At 65.1% G+C, this 21,738-nt stretch carries 21 protein-coding genes; 19 read left to right on the top strand and 2 right to left on the bottom strand.

The annotated features are described in order from the left end of the window. Nucleotides 1-70: 70 nt before the first annotated feature. From CCOS865_RS21865 to murB, 8 genes are all read left to right on the top strand, one after another. Nucleotides 71-2,290 (top strand): DNA internalization-related competence protein ComEC/Rec2, encoded by a 2,220-nt coding sequence (locus tag CCOS865_RS21865; RefSeq protein WP_119144712.1) that lies wholly within the window; start codon nt 71-73, stop codon nt 2,288-2,290. A gap of 282 nt (nt 2,291-2,572) precedes the next feature. Beyond that, nucleotides 2,573-3,208: a MotA/TolQ/ExbB proton channel family protein gene (locus CCOS865_RS21860; protein WP_119144870.1), complete on the top strand. Its 636-nt coding sequence runs from the start codon at nt 2,573-2,575 to the stop codon at nt 3,206-3,208. Further along, a complete protein-coding gene (locus CCOS865_RS21855; RefSeq protein WP_119144711.1) occupies nt 3,205-3,639 on the top strand; it encodes an ExbD/TolR family protein in 435 nt (144 codons plus the stop codon). The genes CCOS865_RS21860 and CCOS865_RS21855 overlap by 4 nt, the downstream gene beginning before the upstream one ends. After that, nucleotides 3,639-4,649 (top strand): tetraacyldisaccharide 4'-kinase, encoded by a 1,011-nt coding sequence (lpxK, locus tag CCOS865_RS21850; RefSeq protein ID WP_119144709.1) that lies wholly within the window; start codon nt 3,639-3,641, stop codon nt 4,647-4,649. Before CCOS865_RS21855 ends, lpxK begins: the two co-directional genes overlap by 1 nt. A gap of 42 nt (nt 4,650-4,691) precedes the next feature. Continuing rightward, nucleotides 4,692-4,877 (top strand): Trm112 family protein, encoded by a 186-nt coding sequence (locus CCOS865_RS21845; RefSeq protein ID WP_028633616.1) that lies wholly within the window; start codon nt 4,692-4,694, stop codon nt 4,875-4,877. After that, nucleotides 4,874-5,638: a 3-deoxy-manno-octulosonate cytidylyltransferase gene (gene kdsB / locus CCOS865_RS21840; RefSeq protein WP_119144708.1), complete on the top strand. Its 765-nt coding sequence runs from the start codon at nt 4,874-4,876 to the stop codon at nt 5,636-5,638. Before CCOS865_RS21845 ends, kdsB begins: the two co-directional genes overlap by 4 nt. Further along, nucleotides 5,638-6,102, top strand: a complete 465-nt coding sequence (locus CCOS865_RS21835; RefSeq protein ID WP_119144706.1) for a low molecular weight protein-tyrosine-phosphatase — start codon at nt 5,638-5,640, stop codon at nt 6,100-6,102. The genes kdsB and CCOS865_RS21835 overlap by 1 nt, the downstream gene beginning before the upstream one ends. After that, on the top strand, nt 6,099-7,118 hold the full coding sequence (gene murB / locus CCOS865_RS21830; RefSeq protein ID WP_119144704.1) for a UDP-N-acetylmuramate dehydrogenase: 1,020 nt from the start codon (nt 6,099-6,101) through the stop codon (nt 7,116-7,118). Before CCOS865_RS21835 ends, murB begins: the two co-directional genes overlap by 4 nt. 907 nt (nt 7,119-8,025) lie before the next feature. On the opposite strand, the gene rne is transcribed toward murB, so the two are convergent. Further along, the gene (gene rne, locus CCOS865_RS21825) at nt 8,026-11,355 is read right to left on the bottom strand and encodes a ribonuclease E (RefSeq protein WP_119144702.1); all 3,330 of its coding nucleotides are present in this window, start codon (nt 11,353-11,355) and stop codon (nt 8,026-8,028) included. Nucleotides 11,356-12,149: 794 nt separating this feature from the next. Between rne and rluC the strand changes: the two genes are divergently transcribed. Genes rluC through CCOS865_RS21805 form a run of 3 tightly spaced genes read left to right on the top strand, consistent with a single transcriptional unit; the run spans nt 12,150 to nt 14,786 of the window. Further along, nucleotides 12,150-13,106 (top strand): 23S rRNA pseudouridine(955/2504/2580) synthase RluC, encoded by a 957-nt coding sequence (gene rluC, locus CCOS865_RS21815; protein ID WP_119144701.1) that lies wholly within the window; start codon nt 12,150-12,152, stop codon nt 13,104-13,106. Nucleotides 13,107-13,112: 6 nt separating this feature from the next. Continuing rightward, nucleotides 13,113-13,790 carry an HAD family hydrolase gene (locus tag CCOS865_RS21810; protein WP_119144699.1) on the top strand — a complete coding sequence of 226 codons (678 nt, stop codon included), beginning with the start codon at nt 13,113-13,115 and terminating at the stop codon, nt 13,788-13,790. 6 nt (nt 13,791-13,796) lie between these two features. Further along, nucleotides 13,797-14,786, top strand: coding sequence for a S49 family peptidase (locus CCOS865_RS21805; RefSeq protein WP_119144697.1), 990 nt, complete (start codon nt 13,797-13,799; stop codon nt 14,784-14,786). A gap of 40 nt (nt 14,787-14,826) precedes the next feature. On the opposite strand, the gene CCOS865_RS21800 is transcribed toward CCOS865_RS21805, so the two are convergent. Beyond that, nucleotides 14,827-15,405 (bottom strand): Maf family protein, encoded by a 579-nt coding sequence (locus CCOS865_RS21800; RefSeq protein ID WP_119144695.1) that lies wholly within the window; start codon nt 15,403-15,405, stop codon nt 14,827-14,829. 95 nt (nt 15,406-15,500) lie between these two features. Between CCOS865_RS21800 and CCOS865_RS21795 the strand changes: the two genes are divergently transcribed. The 8 genes from CCOS865_RS21795 to pabC all read left to right on the top strand — a co-directional run bounded on the left by CCOS865_RS21795 (nt 15,501) and on the right by pabC (nt 21,735). Then, the gene (locus tag CCOS865_RS21795) at nt 15,501-16,028 is read left to right on the top strand and encodes a YceD family protein (RefSeq protein ID WP_119144693.1); all 528 of its coding nucleotides are present in this window, start codon (nt 15,501-15,503) and stop codon (nt 16,026-16,028) included. Between the two features lie 13 nt (nt 16,029-16,041). Continuing rightward, nucleotides 16,042-16,224 (top strand): 50S ribosomal protein L32, encoded by a 183-nt coding sequence (gene rpmF, locus CCOS865_RS21790; protein WP_119144691.1) that lies wholly within the window; start codon nt 16,042-16,044, stop codon nt 16,222-16,224. Nucleotides 16,225-16,227: 3 nt separating this feature from the next. After that, entirely contained in the window at nt 16,228-17,238 is a 1,011-nt protein-coding gene (plsX, locus tag CCOS865_RS21785) for a phosphate acyltransferase PlsX (RefSeq protein ID WP_119144689.1), read from the top strand. A 126-nt stretch (nt 17,239-17,364) separates the two neighbouring features. Continuing rightward, complete coding sequence (gene fabD / locus CCOS865_RS21780) at nt 17,365-18,303, top strand: ACP S-malonyltransferase (protein ID WP_119144687.1); 939 nt, start codon at nt 17,365-17,367, stop codon at nt 18,301-18,303. 16 nt (nt 18,304-18,319) lie between these two features. Continuing rightward, nucleotides 18,320-19,060: a 3-oxoacyl-ACP reductase FabG gene (fabG, locus tag CCOS865_RS21775; protein WP_119144685.1), complete on the top strand. Its 741-nt coding sequence runs from the start codon at nt 18,320-18,322 to the stop codon at nt 19,058-19,060. A gap of 203 nt (nt 19,061-19,263) precedes the next feature. Beyond that, entirely contained in the window at nt 19,264-19,500 is a 237-nt protein-coding gene (acpP, locus tag CCOS865_RS21770) for an acyl carrier protein (RefSeq protein ID WP_008096410.1), read from the top strand. Nucleotides 19,501-19,669: 169 nt separating this feature from the next. Continuing rightward, a complete protein-coding gene (gene fabF, locus CCOS865_RS21765) occupies nt 19,670-20,914 on the top strand; it encodes a beta-ketoacyl-ACP synthase II (RefSeq protein WP_119144683.1) in 1,245 nt (414 codons plus the stop codon). Then, nucleotides 20,914-21,735, top strand: coding sequence for an aminodeoxychorismate lyase (pabC, locus tag CCOS865_RS21760; protein WP_119144681.1), 822 nt, complete (start codon nt 20,914-20,916; stop codon nt 21,733-21,735). Before fabF ends, pabC begins: the two co-directional genes overlap by 1 nt. The last annotated feature ends 3 nt before the right edge of the window (nt 21,736-21,738 follow it).

Below are 21,738 nucleotides of genomic sequence, written 5' to 3'. Positions count from 1 at the left end.
TTGTTGAACAGAACCTGGCCCTGATTGGGCTATTCCTCTGCAGGTTGTCTTGCTTGCGGAGCTCTACCTCATGCGCACAGGGATGTTGGCGCTCGCGCTCGGGCTGTTGTGCCTGGGCTTTCTCCCCGCTCTGCCATCGGTCGGATGGCTGCTGGTGCTGCTCGTCGTCGGGCTCGGCACGCTGTGCAGCCGTGCCTGGCCACTGGGCGTTTGCCTGCTGGGGTTTTGCTGGGCCTGCGGTTCGGCGCAGTTGGCCCTGAACGATCGCCTGGCCCGCGAGCTGGATGGCCGCACGCTGTGGCTTGAAGGGCGTGTAGTAGGCTTGCCAACGCAGTCCGTGCGGGGCGTGCGCTTCGAGCTGGAACAAGCCGTGTCACGGCGCGCCGCGCTGCCTGCTCGCCTGCAACTGAGCTGGTTCGACGGGCCGCCGGTGGTGGCGGGCGAACGTTGGCGCCTGGCGGTTACCCTCAAACGCCCGCGCGGCCTGCTCAACCCGCATGGGCCGGACCGCGAGGCGAGCCTGCTGGCGCGGCGGATCGGCGCCACCGGCTCGGTCAAGGCGGGTGAATTGCTCCAGCCAGTCTCCGGCGGCTGGCGTGAGCGCTTGCGCCAGCGGCTGCTGGCCGTCGATGCGCAAGGTCGCGAAGCGGCCCTGGCCGCCCTGGTGCTGGGCGATGGGTCGGGGTTGCCGCGGGCGGACTGGCAAGCCTTGCAGGCCACCGGCACGGTGCACCTGCTGGTTATCTCCGGGCAGCACATCGGCCTCGCGGCGGGGCTGCTCTACGGTCTGGTGGCAGGCCTGGCGCGCTGGGGCGCCTGGCCCCGCCGTTGGCCGTGGCTGCCCTGGGCGTGCGGCTCGGCGATGGCCGCGGCGCTGGGCTACGGCTGGCTGGCCGGCTTCGGCGTGCCGGTGCAGCGCGCCTGCCTGATGCTGGCGGTGGTGTTGCTCTGGCGCTTGCGCTTTCGTCATCTGGGCAGCGCGGTGCCGTTGCTGCTGGCGCTGTGTGCGGTGTTACTGGTCGAGCCGTTGGCCAGCCTGCTGCCGGGCTTCTGGCTGTCGTTCGCGGCGGTCGCGGTGCTTATCTATTGTTTCGCCCACCGACTTGGGGGCTGGCGGCCCTGGCAGGCCTGGACCCGCGCGCAATGGGTGATCGCCATCGGGCTGATGCCGGCCATGTTGGCTTTGGGCCTGCCGATCAGCCTGAGTGCGCCGCTGGCCAACCTGGTCGCGGTGCCCTGGATCAGCGTTGTGGTGTTGCCGTTGGCATTGCTCGGCACGCTGCTGTTGCCAGTCGCGGGCGTCGGTGAGGCGTTGCTGTGGCTGGCGGGCGGGGCGCTGGATCTGCTGTTTCGGCTGTTGGCTTGGCTGGCGCAGTTGCAGCCGGCCTGGGTTGCCCAGCCATTGCCGCTGCTGGCCTGGTTGCTGGTCGGCTGCGGCGCCTTGTTGCTGTTGCTGCCGCGTGGGGTGCCGTTGCGCGGGCTGGGGGCGTTGATGCTGGTGGCGCTGTGGTCGCCCCGGGAGGTGCTGCCGCAAGGCCAGGTCGAGGTGCTCCAGCTGGATGTCGGGCAGGGCCTGGCGGTGCTGCTGCGCACGCGCAACCACAGCCTGCTCTACGATGCCGGCCCGGCCCGTGGCGACAGCGACCTGGGCGAGAGCGTGGTGCTGCCGACCCTGCGCAAGTTGGGCGTTGATCGGTTGCAGGTGATGCTGATCAGCCATGCGCATGCCGACCATGCCGGTGGCGCGGCGGCCGTTCATCGTGGCTTGCCGATCGAGCGAGTGCTGGCGGGGGAGCCGGCTGAGCTGCCTGGTGCGTTGCAGGCACAGCCGTGTGGGGTGGGGGAGGGCTGGCAATGGGATGGGGTGCGGTTTTCGCTGTGGCAATGGGCGGGAGCGGCTTCTAGCAATGACCGTTCGTGCGTGTTGTTGGTCGAGGCGGGGGGCGAGCGCTTGCTGTTGGCTGGCGATATGGAGAGTGCCGCCGAGCGGGCCTGGCTCAAGGCGCACGGGGCGACGCCGATCGACTGGTTGCAGGCGCCGCACCATGGCAGCCGCAGTTCGTCCACCGAGCCGTTCATCCGGGCGCTGGCGCCGCGTGGGGTGTTGATCTCGCGTGGGCAACACAATGGCTTTGGGCACCCGCATGCGCAGGTGATCGAGCGTTACCAGCGCCGTGGGCTGGCGATTCACGATACGGCCGTCGAGGGCGCGCTGAGGTTGCGCTTGGGTAGTCATGGGGAGGTGGAGGGGCAGCGTGGGCAGCGAAAGTTCTGGCGTGACCCGAATTGAGTGGATGTCCAAGCTCGCCGGGGCTGCTGCGCAGCCCTTTCCGACCGGTCCGGCGCCCCGGCAAGGCCGCTCCCACATGGACCGCGAGAACCCTGTGGGAGCGGCCTTGCGTCGCGAAAGGGGCGCGCAGCGGCCCCAGCGAGCTCAAGGCAAGGATAAATTCAGGGAAAATGCGAAGACCTTGAAAGGGCTTGGCTGGCGATGGAGTGTTGCGACCTCCGGCTGCTGAGCGGCTGACGATCCTATGGTAGAGTGGCGGCCTTTTTCGAGGGGATGATTACTGTGTGGGAATTGGTCAAGTCCGGTGGTTGGATGATGCTGCCGATCATACTGAGCTCCATCGCCGCCATGGCTATCGTCGCCGAGCGCCTGTGGACCCTGCGCGCCAGCCGTGTCACCCCGCCGCACCTGCTCGGCCAGGTGTGGATGTGGATCAAGGACAAGCAACTCACCAGTGACAAGCTCAAGAGCCTGCGCGCCGATTCGCCGCTGGGCGAGATCCTCGCCGCCGGCCTGGCCAACTCGCGGCACGGTCGCGAGATCATGAAAGAGTGCATCGAGGAAGCCGCGTCGCGGGTCATCCACGAGATGGAGCGCTACATCAGTACCCTCGGCACCATCGCTGCCATGGCGCCGCTGCTTGGCCTGCTCGGCACCGTGCTGGGCATGATCGACATCTTCAGCGCGTTCATGGGCTCGCAGATGACCGCCAACGCCTCGGTGCTCGCCGGCGGTATCTCCAAGGCCCTGGTGACCACCGCCGCTGGCCTGATGGTCGGTATCCCGGCGGTGTTCTTCCACCGTTTCCTGCTGCGCCGCATCGACGAACTGGTGGTGGGCATGGAGCAGGAGGCGATCAAGCTGGTCGAGGTCGTGCAGGGTGACCGCGAAGTGGAAGTGGCGGGAGACAAGGCGTGAAGTTTCGCCGCAACCGCCAGCGCGAGAACATCGACATCAACCTGGCGTCGTTGATCGACGTGGTGTTCGTGTTGCTGCTGTTCTTCGTCGTCACCACCACCTTCACCCGTGAAAACCAGCTCCGCGTCGAGCTGCCTGAGGCGACCACCGCCGCACCGCCGGCGGCTGACGAAGGCAAGCAGGTGGACATCACCATCAGTGCCGACGGCGTCTACTCGGTCAACAACCACCTGCTGCCGAAAAGCGACCTGGCCACCCTCACCGAGGCGCTGCAACAGGAGTCGGGTGGCGATACCAAGCTGCCGCTGTCGATCAGCGCCGACGGCAAGACCCCGCACCAGGCGGTGATCACGGCAATGGATGCAGCCGGCAAGCTCGGTTTCAGCCAGTTGCGCATGACCACCGTCGAGGCGGCAGCGGAGGCACCCTGATGGCCTTGGCCGACCGCCTGCTCGCGGCGTGGTACGACGGGCACCCGGCGCTGGCGCTGCTGCGTCCGCTGGAGCTGTTGTACCGGCGCGTGGTGTCGCGCAAGCGCGCGCGTTTTCTCAGCGGTGAAAGTGCCAGCTACCGCGCGCCGGTGCCGGTCATCGTGGTCGGCAATATCACCGTGGGCGGCACCGGCAAGACGCCGATGATTCTCTGGCTGATCGATCATTGCCGTCGCCAGGGGCTGCGGGTGGGCGTGGTCAGCCGCGGTTACGGCGCCAAGCCGGCCCACTTGCCCTGGCGGGTCGAGGCCGGCCACAGCGCCGAGCAGGCTGGCGACGAGCCGCTGCTGATCGTCCAGCGCACCGGCGTGCCGCTGATGATCGACCCCGACCGCTCGCGTGCGGTGCAGGCGCTGCTGGCCAGTGAGCCGCTGGACCTGATCCTCTGCGACGATGGCATGCAGCACTACCGGCTCGCCCGCGACCTGGAGCTGGTGCTGATCGACGCTGCCCGTGGCCTGGGCAACCGCCGCTGCCTGCCTGCCGGCCCGCTGCGTGAACCGGTAGAGCGCCTGCAGGATGCCGACGCGGTGCTGTACAACGGCGCCCGCGAGGACCGCGACGGTGGCTTCGCCTTCCAGTTGCAGCCGTCTGCGCTGGTCAACCTGCGCAGCGGCGAACGCCAGCCGCTCGACTATTTTGCCGCCGGCCAGGCCCTGCACGCCGTGGCCGGGATCGGCAACCCGCAACGTTTCTTCAATACCCTGCTGGGGCTAAACTGGCAGCCGGTGCCGCACCCGTTCGCCGATCACGCGCAGTTCAGCGCCGAGGCGCTGAGCTTCAGCCCGGCACTGCCGCTGGTGATGACCGAGAAGGACGCGGTGAAGTGCCGTGCCTTCGCCGCCGCCGACTGGTGGTACCTGGCCGTCGAGGCGGTGCCGTCAGCGGCCTTCGTCAGCTGGTTCGACCGCCAGCTGGTGCGCTTGCTGCCGGCCCGCCAGCAGCCCTGAACCGAATTCAACTTTCCGGCCCTAGGCCTCAAGGACGCATCCATGGACACCAAACTGCTCGATATCCTCGCCTGCCCGATCACCAAGGGCCCGCTCAAGCTCAGCGCCGACAAGACCGAGCTGATCAGCAAGGGCGCGGGCCTGGCCTACCCGGTGCGCGATGGCATCCCGGTGATGCTGGAAAGCGAAGCGCGCACCCTGACCGATGACGAGCGTCTGGACAAATGAGCCTGGATTTCACCGTGGTGATTCCCGCCCGGCTGCGCTCCACGCGCCTGCCGGGCAAGCCGCTGTTGCTGATCGCCGGCAAGCCGATGGTCCAGCACGTGTGGGAACAGGCGCGCAAGAGCGCGGCCAGCCGGGTGGTGATCGCCACCGACGATGCCAGCATCGTCGAGGCCTGCCAGGCGTTTGGCGCCGAGGTGCTGCTGACCCGCGCCGACCATGAGTCCGGCACCGACCGCCTGGCCGAAGTGGCCGAGCAACTGGGCCTGGCCAACGACGCCATCGTGGTCAACGTGCAGGGCGACGAGCCGTTGATCCCGCCGGTGATCATCGATCAGGTGGCGGCCAACCTGGCGGCGCACCCTGAGGCGGGCATCGCCACCCTGGCCGAGCCGATCCACGACACCCAGGCGGTGTTCAACCCCAATGCGGTCAAGGTCGTCAGCGACAAGCATGGCCTGGCCCTGAGCTTCAGCCGGGCGCCGCTGCCGTGGGCGCGTGACGCGTTTGCCAAGGACCGCGAGCAATTGCCGCCCGGCGTGCCGTACCGCCGCCACATCGGCATGTACGCCTACCGCGTCGGCTTTCTCCAGGACTTCGTCAGCTGGGGCCCGTGCTGGCTCGAGCAGACCGAGGCGCTGGAGCAGCTGCGCGCGCTGTGGCATGGCGTACGCATTCACGTCGAAGACGCCATCGAGGCACCCGCGGTGGGTGTCGATACCCCTGAAGACCTGGAGCGCGTACGGCGCTTGCTGGAGGCTTGATGCGCGTCCTGTTCGTCTGCCTGGGCAATATCTGCCGGTCGCCGACCGCCGAAGGCGTCCTGCGTCATCAATTGCAGGCCGCCGGGCTTGCCGATCAGGTCCAGGTGGCCTCGGCGGGTACCGGTGACTGGCACGTCGGCAAGGCGCCGGATGCGCGCACTTGCCGTGCGGCGCTGAGCCGTGGCTACGACCTCTCGGCGCAACGTGCGCAGCAGGTCAAGGCCGCGCACTTCGCTGAGTACGACCTGGTCCTGGCGATGGACAAGAGCAACCTGGCCAACCTGCAGGTCTTGCGCCCGCACGCGGCGGGCGGCGAGCTCGACCTGTTCCTGCGGCGCTACGGCGCGGCCCTGGACGAAGTGCCAGACCCTTATTACGGCGGCGCCGATGGCTTCGAGCAGGTCCTTGACCTGATCGAGGCGGCCTGCCAGCAGCTGGTCGTGGAAATCAAGGGGCGGTTATGACGGCGCAGTGGCAGGAGCGGGTCTCGCTCAAGCCGTTCAACACCTTTGGCATCGACGTCAGCGCACGCTTTTTCACCCAGGCGCACACGGACGACGAGGTGCGCGCGGCGCTGGCCAGTGCTGCGCAGCGCGAGCTTGCGGTGCTGGTGATCGGCGGTGGCAGCAACCTGCTGCTGACCCAGGACATTGACGCGCTGGTGCTGCACATGGCCAGCCGCGGGCGTCGTGTGCTGGGCGAGCAGGGCGACCGCGTGGTGATCGAGGCCGAGGCCGGTGAGCCGTGGCACCCGTTCGTGCAGTGGAGCCTGGCGCAGGGCTTCAGTGGCCTGGAGAACCTCAGCCTGATCCCCGGCACGGTTGGCGCGGCGCCGATGCAGAACGTCGGCGCTTATGGCGTGGAAATCAAGGACGTGTTCGCGGGGTTGACCGCGCTCGACCGGGAGACCGGCGAGCTGCGTGATTTCACCCTCGATGAATGTGCATTCGGTTACCGCGACAGCGTGTTCAAGCGTAACCCGGGGCGCTGGGTGATCCTGCGCGTGCGGTTTGCCTTGGCGCGTGCGCTGCAAGCACACCTGGACTACGGGCCGGTGCGTCAGCGCCTGCATGAGCAGGGTGTCGAGCAGCCGACTGCGCAGGCGATCAGTGATGCCATCTGCAGCATTCGCCGGGAGAAACTGCCGGATCCGCTGGACTTGGGTAATGCGGGGAGCTTCTTCAAGAACCCGCTGGTGAGCGTGGCCTTGGCCGAGCAGATTCGTGCGCGGTATCCGGGGGTGGTGGCGTATCCCCAGGGTGGCGAGCAGATGAAGCTGGCGGCGGGGTGGTTGATCGAGCAGGCGGGGTGGAAGGGGTATCGGGATGGCGATGCTGGCGTGCATCGGTTGCAGTCGCTGGTGCTGGTCAATTATGGGCAGGCCACGGGGGCGCAGTTGCATGCGCTGGCGTGTAAGATCCAGGCGGATATTCTTGAGCGGTTTGGGGTTGAGTTGGAGATGGAGCCGAATCTGTACTGATTGGGCTGAGTCGGGGCTGGGGCGTTGCGATGGTCGAGCTTATCCGGTTGATGTGGTGCGGCCACTGGCCCCTTCCGCCCTTACGGCGGGTCACTTTTTTTCTTGGAAAAAAGTAACCAAAAACCGCTTGCTCCTGCATCCGGCCCTCCGCTGCGCTGCGGGTTCCCTCACTCCGGCCTTGCTCCCGTGAGGACCGCGCCGGACGGGCCTTCCTGGCCCGCGGCGCTTGCCGGCCATCCATGGCCGTCACCTCACTCCGCAAGACCTCCGTTCGGCCTCCTGAAGTCGCAGTAGATCAAGATCACGAGCCAGATCAAGATCAAGGGCCAGGGCAACGGCTGGCGAATCGCTGCGCTCTCGCTTGTTTATAAGGGCGGTACAGCGCGTCAGCGCCAGAATTTGCAGTGGCAGTCCCGGCCTCTTCGCGGGTAAACCCGCTCCCACAGGTTATCTGCTGACTGTAAGGCCACTGCGGTCCCTGTGGGAGCGGGTTTACCCGCGAAGAGGTCAAGCTATCCACCACCATTGCCACTGTCGAAGATAACGCCAGCCCAGGCACCACCCGTAACTTGGCGACCTCAGGAGGCCGAACGGAGGTCTTGCGGAGCGGGGTGACGGCCAGGAAGGCCGGCAAGGGCTGGGGGCCAGGAAGGCCCCTGCAGCCCGGTCCACGCGGGAGCAAGACCGGAGTGAGGGAACCCGCAGCGCAGCGGAGGGCCGTATGTGGGAACCGGCGGTTTTTGGTTACTTTTTCCAAGAAAAAAAGTGACCCGCCGTAAGGGCGGAAGGGGCCATCAGCGCCACCCCATGGAATGGATAAGCCCACAATCTACAAGCCCAAGCCCAAGAACCAAAAAAAAGCCCCGCCAGTTCACACTGGCGGGGCTTTTTCATTCAGCCGTTGCAATCAACCGTGATGAGGCTTGTGCTCTTCGGTCGTTTCCAGGGCTTCAGGTGCAGCCGCTTCGCTGGCAGCAGCCTGTGCAGCCGCAGCAGCAGCAGCCTCGGCTTCACGCTTGCGACGACGCACTTCACGCGGGTCGTTCGGGGCGCGGCCGTTGGCCAGGACCACAGGGGCTGGCTCGGCAGCGACCGGCGCGGCCTCGACCACCTCAGGCTGGGCTTCGACCACCGGAGCAGGCTGCTCGATCACCGCGGCTTCGGCGACGGGCGCCTCGACCGGGGCGGCTTCGACCACTTCTGCAGACTTCTCGGCTTCGCCCGATTCGACCACTGCGGCTTCGACCACTACGGCTTCGGCAGCAGGGGCTTCAACGGCTGGCGCCTCGACCGGGGCTTCAGCGACAGGCGCTTCAACCACAGGCGCTGGGGCCACTTCGACAACCGGCTCGGCGCTCGGCTCAACCACGGCTACCGGCTCGCTGATCGGCTGCTCGACCACAGGGGCGATGGCAACTTCTTCAGCCTGTACAACCGGTGCTTCGGCGGGCAGGGCAATCACTTCGCCCGTTGCAGCTTCAGGTGCTTCAGTGGCTTCAGGCGCTTCGGCAGAGGCGACTTCAGCCTGCTGGTTGGCCTGGGCTTCCGCTTCGGCGCTGATGTTGCTGGTGGCGACAGCGGCGGTCACGGCCAGGCCGGCAGCCAGTTCAGCGCCCAGCTCGGTGGCTTGGTGCTGTTGTGGTTGCTGCTCTTCGCTGCCTTCAGTGCCTTCGTCATCACCGTCGATCAGCTCGCCATTGGCATTGCGCTGACGCTCGCGACGGTTGCTGCGGCGACGCTGGCCACGGGAGCGACGACGTGGACGTTCGCCATCGGCGCCTTCCAGTTGCTCGTCCTGCAGCTGCTCGTCGTTCGGCAGTTGCTCGTCGGCGATCTCTGCGGCCTGCTCGGCTGCTTCTTCAGCAGGGCGCAGCTGACGCTCTTCACGCGGTGCACGTTCTTCACGCGGTGCACGTTCTTCACGTGGAGCACGTTCTTCGCGAGGGGCGCGTTCTTCACGTGGAGCACGTTCTTCACGAGGGGCGCGTTCTTCACGTGGCGCACGCTCTTCGCGAGGGGCGCGTTCTTCACGTGGAGCGCGCTCTTCACGAGGGGCGCGTTCTTCACGTGGAGCACGTTCTTCGCGAGGGGCGCGCTCTTCACGCGGTGCACGTTCTTCACGCGGTGCGCGTTCTTCGCGTGGAGCACGTTCTTCACGCGGTGCACGTTCTTCGCGCTCTACCGGGGTGGCGTCCAGGGGCTCACGCAGTTCGCGCACCGGGCGCTCTTCACGGTTGCCACGACGGTCCTGGCGAGGCTGACGCTCTTCGCGCGGTGCGCGTTCTTCACGCGGAGCACGCTCTTCACGCGGGGCACGTTCCTCACGTGGCTCACGCGGTGCGCGCTCCTCACGTGGGGCACGGTCTTCGCGTGGCTTGCGTTCTTCGTCACGACGGCCATTGCGGTTGCGGCTCTGCTGACGACCGTTGCGGCGCTCCTCGTTGCGCTGGGTGCGCTCGGTGGCAGGCTTCTCGGCGGCGGCGGCCGGGGCGGCGACAGGCTCGTCCTTGCCGGCGAACAGGCTGACCAGCGACTTCACCAGGCCCTTGAACAGGCTTGGCTCAGGCACGCTTGGCGCTGGGGTCGGCGCGACCGGGGCGGCAGCGGCGACTTCTTCGACAGCGGTCGGCACCGGTGCGTTGGTGCGCGGCGGGGCGGTCTTGACGGCCGCTTCCTGGCGGACCAGGGTGCGGGTCGCGGCCTGTTGCGGCGCTTCCTCGGTTTCGGTGGTGGCGATCTCGTAGCTGGACTGGTTGGTCAGCACGTCCGGGTTGTCGTCGCGCAGGCGCTGGACTTCGAAGTGCGGGGTTTCCAGGTGATCGTTCGGCAGGATGATGATCCGTGCACGGGTGCGCATTTCGATCTTGGTGATCGAGTTGCGCTTCTCGTTGAGCAGGAACGCGGCGACCGGGATCGGCACCTGGGCACGCACCTCGGCGGTACGGTCCTTCAGGGCTTCTTCTTCGATCAGGCGCAGGATCGCCAGCGACAGCGACTCGACGTCACGGATGATGCCGGTGCCCGAGCAACGTGGGCAGACGATGCCGCTGCTCTCGCCGAGCGACGGACGCAGGCGCTGACGGGACATTTCCAGCAGGCCGAAGCGCGAGATGCGGCCCACTTGCACGCGGGCGCGGTCGGCTTCGAGGCACTCGCGCACACGCTCTTCGACGGCGCGCTGGTTTTTCGCCGGGGTCATGTCGATGAAGTCGATGACGATCAGGCCGCCGATGTCACGCAGACGGAGCTGGCGGGCGATTTCTTCGGCCGCTTCCAGGTTGGTCTGCAGGGCGGTTTCTTCGATGTCGCTGCCTTTGGTGGCACGCGCCGAGTTGATGTCGATCGACACCAGGGCTTCGGTCGGGTCGATCACGATCGAACCGCCGGACGGCAGCTCGACCACGCGCTGGAAGGCGGTCTCGATCTGGCTTTCGATCTGGAAGCGGTTGAACAGCGGCACGCTGTCTTCGTACAGCTTGACCTTGCTGGCGTACTGCGGCATCACCTGGCGGATGAAGGTCAGGGCTTCTTCCTGGGCATCGATGCTGTCGATCAGCACTTCGCCGATGTCCTGGCGCAGGTAGTCGCGGATGGCGCGGATGATGACGTTGCTTTCCTGGTAGATCAGGAACGGCGCAACGCGGTCCAGCGAGGCTTCCTTGATGGCGGTCCACAGCTGCAGCAGGTAGTCGAGGTCCCACTGCATCTCTTCGCTGCTGCGGCCCAGGCCTGCGGTGCGAACGATCAGGCCCATGTCACCGGGGACGGTGAGGCCATTGAGGGCTTCGCGCAGCTCGTTGCGCTCTTCGCCTTCGATGCGACGGGAGATGCCACCGGCACGCGGGTTGTTCGGCATCAGGACCAGGTAACGGCCGGCCAGGCTGATGAAGGTGGTGAGGGCGGCGCCTTTGTTGCCGCGCTCTTCCTTCTCGACCTGGACGATGACTTCCTGGCCTTCGCTGAGCACTTCCTTGATGTTGACGCGGCCTTCTGGGGCCTTCTTGAAGTACTCGCGGGAGATTTCCTTCAGCGGCAGGAAGCCGTGACGGTCGGAGCCGAAGTCGACGAAGGCGGCTTCGAGGCTGGGCTCGATCCGGGTGATCTTGCCTTTGTAGATGTTGGCCTTTTTCTGCTCGCGGGCGCCGGATTCGATATCCAGGTCGTAGAGGCGTTGGCCATCCACCAGGGCTACACGCAACTCTTCGGGTTGAGTTGCGTTAATCAGCATTCTTTTCATGTTGTACCGTCGGTTTCCGGGCTGCCGGAAACGGCGTTCGGCACACACGACGTCTCAAGGTCGGTGCCTAGGTGCGCAAAGGGTGGCGAACCACCCCCGTGTCGACGACGTTCGGCACCAGCCGGTTGCCCAGCCTGCCGTGATCGCGACGACGCGTCCTGTTTTGCGGTGCACAAACACCTGGGGTATCCGAATCATCCGAATCAACCTGGCAGATCTTGTGCACTCCGTTCAGGAGGAGGAATCAACCGTCAGCCGTGGACGCCAGTGAGGCATCTGTACAGGACCTTATCCGCTCGCCGCCCAGTACATGGGGCGGTGGCCGGACGCGGTGCTACACGGTCCGAGGGGCTGTGCATCTCCACCCTGCACGTATCCCTGATAATTCGGGTGCTGCCGCGCGCTGAATCCGCAACGGGTTGCATTTTTCGCCAGCTTCGATTCGGAAGCTGGCGCCATTCATGTCCAAGGCAGGTATTTCCGAAGCGATCGCCGGGTGCTGGGAGGAAGCGACGGCGGCGGGGCAGAGGCACGGCGAAAAAGAACAGGAAGGAGGTGAACTACCGCACTTATCGTTTTTTTTCGGGCTTCTCTACACGGCGCTGGTGGCGATTCCAGGTATTTCGGTAAACTGGCGAAAGCCCCGTAGGACGGCCTCGCGTCCTCGAGAATTGCGTTGGTCAGGGGCGGCCAAAGAGCCTTGTGCCGCTGGCCTGCCGCTTTTGGCGGCGTTCGCGACTATAGCAGCAATGATTAAGTGCTTCAATTCCATAAAAAATTGTTATGATTCCGCCATGACGACCAATACCCCTCCGACTTCCGGCGTAAAGCTGATCGAAGTCGCGCCGGAGCTTGCCGGCCAACGCATCGACAATTTCCTGATCACGGCCCTCAAGGGCGTGCCCAAGACCTTGGTCTACCGCATCCTGCGCAAGGGTGAGGTGCGGGTCAACAAAGGGCGGGTCAAGCCCGAGTACAAGATCCAGGCCGGCGACATCGTCCGGGTGCCGCCCGTGCGGCTGCCCGAGCGCGACGAGCCGGTGCCGGTGGCCCAGGCGCTGCTGCAGCGCCTCGAGGCGGCGATTGTCTATGAAGACAAGGCGCTGATCGTGCTCAACAAGCCGGCCGGCATTGCCGTGCACGGCGGCAGTGGCCTGAGCTTCGGCGTGATCGAGGCCCTGCGCCAGTTGCGCCCGGACGCCAAGGAGCTGGAGCTGGTGCACCGCCTGGACCGCGACACCTCGGGCCTGCTGATGATCGCCAAGAAGCGCAGCATGCTGCGTCACCTGCATGCCGCGCTGCGCGGCGATGGTGTCGACAAGCGCTACATGGCGCTGGTGCGCGGCCACTGGCCGACCGCCAAGAAGCAGGTCAACGCGCCGCTGCAGAAGAGCAACCTGCGCTCGGGCGAGCGCATGGTCGAAGTCAACGACGAGGGCAAGGAAGCGCTGACGATGTTCCGCGTGCTGCGCCGCTTCGGCGAGTTCGCGACCATGGTCGAGGCGCGCCCGATCACCGGCCGTACTCACCAGATCCGTGTGCACACCCTGCATGCCGGGCACATGATCGCCGGCGACAGCAAGTACGGCGACGAAGACTTCACCCGCGAGATTCGCGACCTGGGCGGCAAGCGGCTGTTCCTGCATGCCTACGCCCTGACCGTGCCGCTGCCGGATGGCGGCGAGCTGAAGATCGAGGCGCCGGTCGACGAGATGTGGGCCAAGACCGTGGAGCGCTTGAGTGCGACCTGATCGTTCATGAAAAAGAACTACCAACTGCTGATTTTCGATTGGGACGGCACCCTGGCCGACTCGATCGGGCGCATCGTCCTGGCGATGAACCTCGCCGCCGAGCGCGCCGGTGAGGCGCCGAGCGAGGAGGGCGCGGTCAAGGGCATTATTGGCCTGGCGTTGATCGAAGCGATCTCGATCCTCTACCCGCACCTCGATCAGGCGCGCCTCGAGGTCTTCCGCCAGCACTACGCGGATGTCTACATGGCGCTCGATGAGCAGCCTTCGCCGCTGTTCGAAGGGGTGGTCGAGTCGCTGGAGGCCTTCCGTGCCGAGGGCTATCGTCTGGCAGTGGCGACCGGCAAGGCCCGTCGCGGGCTGGATCGCGTGCTCAAGGCCAATGGCTGGGAGCACTTCTTCGATATTACCCGGGGTGCCGATGAAACCCGCGGCAAGCCGCATCCGCTGATGCTCGAAGAAATTCTCGCGCATTGCCAGGTCGAACCTGGCCAGGCGCTGATGGTCGGAGACTCTGCGTTCGACCTGCAGATGGCCAACAATGCGGGTATGCATTCGGTGGCGGTGGGCTATGGTGCGATGTCGCTGCAGGCGCTGGCCGAGTTCGGTCCGCAGGTGTGTATCGATCACTTTTCCCAGCTGCGCGAGTGGCTGTCGGGTCCGGCGCACAATCAATTTCCAAGGTAGGTAAGCATGGCTGACGAGTGGAAGGCACCCGAGACCGAAGTGGTCGACGGCGAAGAGCGCAAGAGCTGGAAGCTGCTGGAAAAGACCCTCCTGGCGGGTGTGCAGGAGCAGCGCCGCGCGCGGCGCTGGGGGATATTCTTCAAGCTGCTGACGTTCGTCTACCTGTTCGGCATCCTGTTCCTGTTCTCGCCGCTGATGAGCATGGACAACGCGGCCTCGCGCAGTGCCAGCCACACCGCGCTGGTCGAGGTGCGTGGGGTGATCGCCGATCAGGAGGCCGCCAGCGCCGACAATATCGTCAAGAGCCTGCGCGACGCCTTCAAGGACGCCAAGACCAAGGCCGTGGTGATGCGCATCAACAGCCCGGGTGGCAGCCCGGTGCAGTCAGGCTATGTGTATGACGAGATCCGCCGCCTGCGCGCCGAGTACCCGCAGATCAAGCTGTATGCGGTGATCACTGACCTGGGCGCGTCCGGTGCCTACTACATCGCCAGTGCCGCGGACGAGATCTATGCCGACAAGGCCAGCCTGGTGGGCTCTATTGGGGTCACTGCGGCCGGTTATGGCTTCGTCGGTGCCATGGACAAGCTCGGGGTGGAGCGGCGCACCTACACGGCGGGCGAGCACAAGGCGTTTCTCGATCCGTTCTCGCCGCAAAAGCCGGAGGAGACCGCGTTCTGGCAGGGCGTGCTGAATACCACGCACCAGCAGTTCATCGCGATGGTCAAGCAGGGGCGCGGGGATCGTTTGAAAGACAAGGAGCACCCCGAGCTGTTTAGTGGCTTGATCTGGTCGGGCGAACAGGCCAAGGCGCTGGGCCTGGTCGATGGGTTGGGCAGTGCCAGCTATGTGGCGCGTGAGGTGATTGGCGAGAAAGACCTGGTCGATTTCACCGTGCAGGAATCGCCGTTCGATCGCTTCTCCAAGCGCATCGGTGCCAGCGTGGCTGAGCACCTGGCCATGTGGATGGGCTTCCAGGGGCCGACCCTGCGCTAAGTCAGATTGATCCAGGGGCCGCTATGCGGTCCCTGGGCGTTCAGGGTACCTGCACCCCTTCCTTCAGCAGCATATCCACCAGCCGAATCAACGGCAGCCCCACCAGGCTGGTCGCATCGCAGCCATGCGTGCTCTGGAACAGGCTCACCCCCAATCCCTCCGCCTTGAAGCTCCCAGCGCAGTCGAACGGCTGCTCCGCCCTCAGGTAGCGCTCCACGCGCGCCAGGTCCAGTTCGCGCATGGCGACGGTAAACGGCACGCAGTCGACCTGGCAGTGCCCTGTGCTGCTGTTGAGCAGTGCCAGGCCGGTGAGGAAGGTCACGTGCTGGCCGCTGGCGGCGAGCAACTGCTCGCAGGCGCGTTCGAACGTGTGGGGCTTGCCGAGGATCTGTTCGCCGAGTACCGCGACCTGATCGGAGCCAATGATCAGATGACCGGGGTGGCTGGGTGCGAGGGCCTCGGCTTTCTCCCGGGCAAGCCGCCGAACCAGCTCCACGGCAGGCTCGTCATCGAGGCGCCGCTCGTCTATATCGGGGCTTGCCGAGGTGAAGGGCAGGCGCAGGCGCTCGAGCAGTTGGCGCCGGTAAGCAGAGCTGGAAGCCAGTAACAAGGGCAGCATGATAGACTCCTGGGCAGATCATCCGATTCTAACATGTCAGATGCCGCCTAATTTCCTTTGACAGGGATGGGGGGCATCCCTAGAATGCTGCCCCTATGTTGAATGACCCGATTCCACCTCACGTTGACCCGCGCAAATTAGCCGATCGTGGCGTAACCCTTCAAGGTTCGCTGCAACTCGCTGATTTGGAAAGACTCTGCGACCCGCTTTCCGACAATGTCGGTACGGTGCAGGCGAAGTTCGATTTTGAACGAGACGAACAGCACGCTGTGGTTATCCACAGTGAACTCGACGTCGAGGTCAAAATGGTTTGCCAGCGTTGTCTTGAGCTGGTCACCCTACCGATCCATAGCGAGTGTTCCTACGCTGTGGTGAAGGAGGGTGCGAATACCCAGTCGTTGCCGAAAGGCTATGACGTGCTGGAACTGGGCGAAGATCCTTTGGATCTGCAGGCGCTGATCGAGGAGGAGCTTTTGCTCGCCTTGCCCATCGTGCCTGCTCATCATCCGGAAGAATGCCAGCAGCCGGCGGGCGCCGATGAGCCCGAATCGAGCAAGGACGAGGTAACGCGGTCCAACCCGTTCAGTGTCTTGGCGCAGTTAAAGCGTGACCCAAACGTTTAGGAGTTAATCAATTATGGCTGTTCAGCAGAACAAAAAATCCCGCTCTGCCCGTGACATGCGCCGTTCGCACGACGCTCTGTCGGAAAACGCGCTGTCGGTAGAAAAAAGCACCGGTGAAATTCACCTGCGCCACCACGTTTCGCCAGAAGGCGTATACCGTGGTCGTAAAGTGATCGACAAGGGCGCTGACGAGTAAATCTTGTCCGCTCAGATCATCGCGATCGACGCAATGGGCGGGGACTTCGGTCCCCGCAGCATTGTCCAGGCAAGTATCGCTTGCCTCTCGGCTACTCCCTCGCTGCACCTGACCCTCGTCGGTCAACCCTCCCTTCTTGAAGATCTCGTCAGTGGCCTGTCGGCCGCCGATCGCGCGCGCCTGCAGATTGTGCCGGCCAGTGAAGTGGTGGGCATGGACGAGCGACCCTCTCAGGCGTTGCGCGGCAAGCCCGACTCGTCGATGCGCATCGCCCTCGAACTGGTCCGTGATGGCAAGGCCCAGGCCTGCGTGAGTGCCGGTAACACCGGTGCCCTGATGGCCCTGTCGCGCTTTGTCCTGAAGACCCTGCCGGGTATCGACCGGCCGGCGATGGTGGCGGCGATTCCGACCCAGTCGGGGTTCTGTCAGTTGCTCGACCTGGGCGCCAATGTCGATTGCAGTGCCGACAACCTCTACCAGTTCGCCGTGATGGGCTCGGTCGCCGCGCAGGCGCTGGGCGTCAATCGCCCGCGCGTGGCGCTGCTCAATATCGGCACCGAAGACATCAAGGGCAATCAGCAGGTCAAGCTGGCCGCCACGCTGCTGCAGAACGCCCGCGGCCTCAACTACATCGGCTTCGTCGAAGGCGACGGCCTGTATCGGGGCGAGGCGGACGTGGTGGTGTGCGACGGTTTTGTCGGCAATATCCTGCTCAAGTCCAGCGAAGGCCTGGCGACCATGATCAGTGCGCGCATCGAGGCGCTGTTCAAGGGCGGCCTGCTGTCGCGTGCCGTCGGCGCCATGGCGATGCCGCTGCTCAAGCGCCTGCAGGCCGACCTGGCGCCTGCCCGTCACAACGGCGCGAGCTTCCTCGGGTTGCAGGGTATCGTCATCAAGAGCCATGGCGCGGCCGGGGTCGAGGGCTTTCAGAGCGCCATCCAGCGCGCGCTGATCGAAATCCAGGAAAACCTCCCGGAGCGCCTGCATGGTCGCCTCGAAGACCTGCTCCCTTAGGCATAATGGCCGTGAAGTGGTTAAATGTGACCGCTTGGTTTTCGTTTTCATCCAAGTCTTCAGTTCTCGCGTTCAGCCAATGGCTCGACGCGCCTCTCCGACGACAAGATCATAAGGGCTTGTTCTATGTCTGCATCCCTCGCATTCGTCTTTCCCGGTCAAGGTTCCCAGTCGCTGGGCATGCTCGCCGAACTCGGCGCTGCAGAGCCGGTGGTCATCGAGACCTTCAAGGAAGCTTCCGAGGCTCTGGGCTATGACCTGTGGGCGCTGGTTCAGCAAGGTCCGGAAGAACAACTCAATCAAACCGACAAGACCCAGCCGGCGATCCTCACCGCGTCCATCGCGTTGTGGCGCCTGTGGCTGGCGCAGGGCGGCGCACAGCCGGCCTTCGTTGCCGGTCACAGCCTGGGCGAATACAGCGCACTGGTCGCTGCCGGCAGCCTCAGCCTCAAAGACGCTGTGCGTCTGGTAGAGCGCCGCGGCCAGCTGATGCAGGAAGCCGTACCGGCCGGTCACGGCGGCATGGCGGCCATCCTCGGCCTGGACGACGCGGTGGTGGTCGAGATCTGCGCCGAAGCGGCCGAGGACCAAGTGGTCAGCGCGGTCAACTTCAACTCCCCGGGCCAGGTGGTGATCGCCGGCAACAAGGCGGCGGTCGACCGCGCCATCGAGCTGTGCAAGGCCAAGGGCGCCAAGCGCGCCTTGCCGTTGGCGGTCAGCGTGCCGTCGCACTGCGCGCTGATGAAGCCGGCTGCCGAGCGTTTCGCCGAGGCGGTCAACGCCATCGACTGGAAGGCGCCGCAGATCCCGGTGGTGCAGAACGTCAACGCGGCCATCGCCGGCGACCTCGACGCGCTCAAGCGCGACCTGCTCGAGCAGCTGTACAAGCCTGTGCGTTGGGTAGAATGCGTGCAGACCCTGGCCGCCAATGGCGCGGTCAACCTGGTCGAGTGCGGCCCGGGCAAGGTCCTGGCTGGTCTGAACAAGCGTTGCGCCGACGGCGTGACCACCTACAACCTCAATACCCCTGACGCCGTCGCCGCCACCCGTGCGGCGCTGGCCTGAATTTGGAGAAGCTTGCATGAGCCTGCAAGGTAAAGTTGCACTGGTCACCGGCGCCAGCCGTGGCATCGGCCAGGCCATCGCCCTCGAGCTGGGCCGCCAGGGCGCGACCGTGATCGGTACCGCCACCTCGGCTTCGGGCGCAGAGCGCATCGCCGCCACCCTGAAAGAGCACGGCATCGCTGGTACCGGCATGGAGCTCAACGTGACCAGCGAAGCGTCGGTCACCTCGGTGCTGGCTGCCATCCAGGAGCAGTTCGGCGCGACCGCCATTCTGGTCAACAACGCCGGCATCACCCGCGACAACCTGATGCTGCGGATGAAAGACGACGAGTGGTTCGACGTGGTCGACACCAACCTCAACAGCCTGTACCGCCTGTCCAAGGGCGTGCTGCGCGGCATGACCAAGGCACGTTGGGGTCGTATCATCAGCATCGGCTCGGTTGTAGGTGCCATGGGCAACGTCGGTCAGGTAAACTACGCCGCCGCCAAGGCCGGCCTGGAAGGCTTCAGCCGCGCCCTGGCGCGTGAAGTGGGTTCGCGCAACATCACCGTCAACTCGGTAACCCCGGGCTTTATCGACACCGATATGACCCGCGAGCTGCCAGAAGCACAGCGTGAAGCGCTGCAAACCCAGATTCCGCTGGGCCGCCTGGGCCAGGCCGATGAAATCGCCAAAGTGGTGGCCTTCCTGGCATCCGACGGCGCTGCCTATGTCACTGGCGCTACCGTGCCGGTGAACGGCGGGATGTACATGTAACACTGCAACTCAATGTGACGGATTGCTTCAAAAAAGAGTCATACTCCGAGCTTAAAATCCGTTATAAAGCTGCAACCAGATTCCGGACAGAGGGTTGAGTGACTGAGCGGCGGGCGCATTACGCTTGAAAAGCAGGCGTCTTCCTATAAACTTGGTCACCGGCCAGCTGCCTGACATATGTCCATTAGGAGTGAAAACTAGGTATGAGCACCATCGAAGAACGCGTCAAGAAAATCGTCGCCGAGCAACTGGGCGTCAAGGAAGAGGAAGTGACCAACGAGAAGTCCTTCGTCGATGACCTGGGTGCCGATTCGCTTGACACCGTTGAGCTGGTGATGGCTCTGGAAGAGGAATTCGAGACCGAAATCCCTGACGAAGAAGCCGAGAAGATCACTACCGTTCAAGCGGCCATCGACTACGTCAACAGCCACAAGGCTTAAGACTCAGTAGTCGACGCTTCTTGTCGGGAAAAACCGCACTGCCTTTGCTGGCGTGCGGTTTTTTCTTTGCGAGGCGCGCCCACCGAGACCCATGAGCCTGTTGCCATTGCCTTTTCCCAATAGAACGCAATGGCAAGAGACTCTGTTACTAGAAAATGAGGAGAGTGCTGTGTCGCGTAGACGCGTCGTGGTCACCGGTATGGGTATGCTGTCGCCACTGGGTACCGATGTACCGAGCACCTGGCAGGGCATTCTGGCTGGCCGCAGTGGCATCGGTCCGATCGAACACACGGACCTGACCGCTTACTCCACCCGTTTTGGCGGCTCGGTGAAAGGCTTCGAGGTCGAGCAGTACCTGTCGGCCAAGGAAGCCCGCAAGCTTGATCTGTTCATTCAGTACGGCCTGGCGGCCGGTTTCCAGGCGGTGCGCAATGCCGGGCTGGAAATCACCGACGCCAACCGCGAGCGGGTCGGCGTGGCCATGGGTTCGGGCATTGGCGGTCTGACCAACATCGAAGAAACCAGCCGGACCTTGCACGAGCAGGGCCCGCGGCGCATTTCGCCGTTCTTCGTGCCGGGTTCGATCATCAACATGATCTCCGGCTTCCTGTCGATCCATTTGGGGCTGCAGGGGCCGAACTACGCCATCGCCACGGCGTGCACCACCGGCACCCACTGCATCGGCATGGCCGCGCGCAACATCGTCCACGGCGAAGCCGACGTGATGATCGCCGGCGGCGCCGAAATGGCCGCCTGTGGCCTGGGCATGGGCGGCTTCGGTGCCTCGCGGGCGCTGTCGACCCGCAATGACGAACCGACCCGTGCCAGCCGTCCGTGGGACAAAGGCCGTGACGGCTTCGTGCTGTCTGATGGTGCCGGTGCGCTGGTGCTCGAAGAACTCGAGCACGCCAAGGCGCGTGGCGCGACCATCTATGCCGAGCTGGTCGGCTTTGGCATGAGCGGCGACGCCTACCACATGACCTCGCCACCGGACAGCGGTGAAGGTGCGGCGCGCTGCATGGCCAATGCCCTGCGTGATGCCGGCATCGCCCCCGAGCAGGTCAGCTACATCAATGCCCACGGCACCTCGACCCCTGCGGGCGACATTGCCGAAGTGGCGGCGATCAAGCGCGTGTTCGGCGAGCATGCCTACAAGCTGGCGGTCAGCTCGACCAAATCCATGACCGGTCACCTGCTCGGTGCGGCCGGTGCGGTGGAGGCGATCTTCAGCGTCCTGGCCATCAACAGCCAGATGGCGCCGCCGACCATCAACCTGGACGAGCCCGACGAAGGCTGCGACCTCGACTTCGTGCCGCACCAGGCGCGCAGCATGCCGATCGACGTGGTGTTGTCCAACTCGTTCGGCTTTGGCGGTACCAACGGTTCCCTGGTGTTCCGCCGGTTCGCCGACTGATGCACCGCTGGATCGATGGCCAGCCAGCGACTGCAGTCAACCTGCAGAACCGCGGGTTGGCCTACGGCGATGGTCTGTTCGAGACCGTCGCCGTGCGCGCTGGCAGGCCGAGCCTGCTGGAGCATCATCTGCAGCGCCTGGCGTCGGGCTGCCAACGCCTGGCGATCGATGCCGACCTGCCGCTGATCCGCGACGAGCTGCTGCGCTTCGCCAGCCAGCTGGGGGAGGGCGTGGCCAAGCTGATCGTCACCCGCGGTGACAGTCAGCGCGGCTACGCGCCGGTCGCCGGCGCTGCGCCCCGGCGTATCCTGCAAGGCAGCCCATTGCCTGCCTACCCTGCCGCCAATGGCGAAAACGGCATCAGCCTGTTTGCCTGTCAGACCCGTCTTGCGGAACAACCGCTGCTGGCCGGGCTCAAACACCTCAACCGCCTCGAGCAAGTGTTGGCGCGTGCCGAGTGGCAGGACGCCGAGCATGCCGAAGGGCTGGTGCGCGATACCCAGGGGCGCCTGATCGAGGGCGTCTACAGCAACCTGTTCCTGGTGCGCGAAGGCGTGTTGCTGACGGCTGACCTCAGCCGCTGTGGTGTGGCCGGGGTCATGCGCGCCGCCTTGCTCGAGCAGGCGCCGGCGCTGGGGATCACGGTGCAGGTCAGAGACCTGGCCCTGACAGACCTGGAGCAGGCCGACGAAGTCTTTGTCTGCAACAGCGTGTATGGAATTTGGCCGGTGCGCGCGTGCCCTGCACACACGCTGAACTGGCCGCCGGGGCCGCTCACCCGTAAACTGCAGGCCGTTGCCCGTACGTTACTGGATAATTGATTC

It is taken from the genome of Pseudomonas reidholzensis (assembly GCF_900536025.1).
GTDB lineage: Bacteria > Pseudomonadota > Gammaproteobacteria > Pseudomonadales > Pseudomonadaceae > Aquipseudomonas > Aquipseudomonas reidholzensis.
The sequence above is the reverse complement of the archived record's forward strand: the minus strand, read 5'-3'. Positions and strand labels throughout refer to the sequence as shown.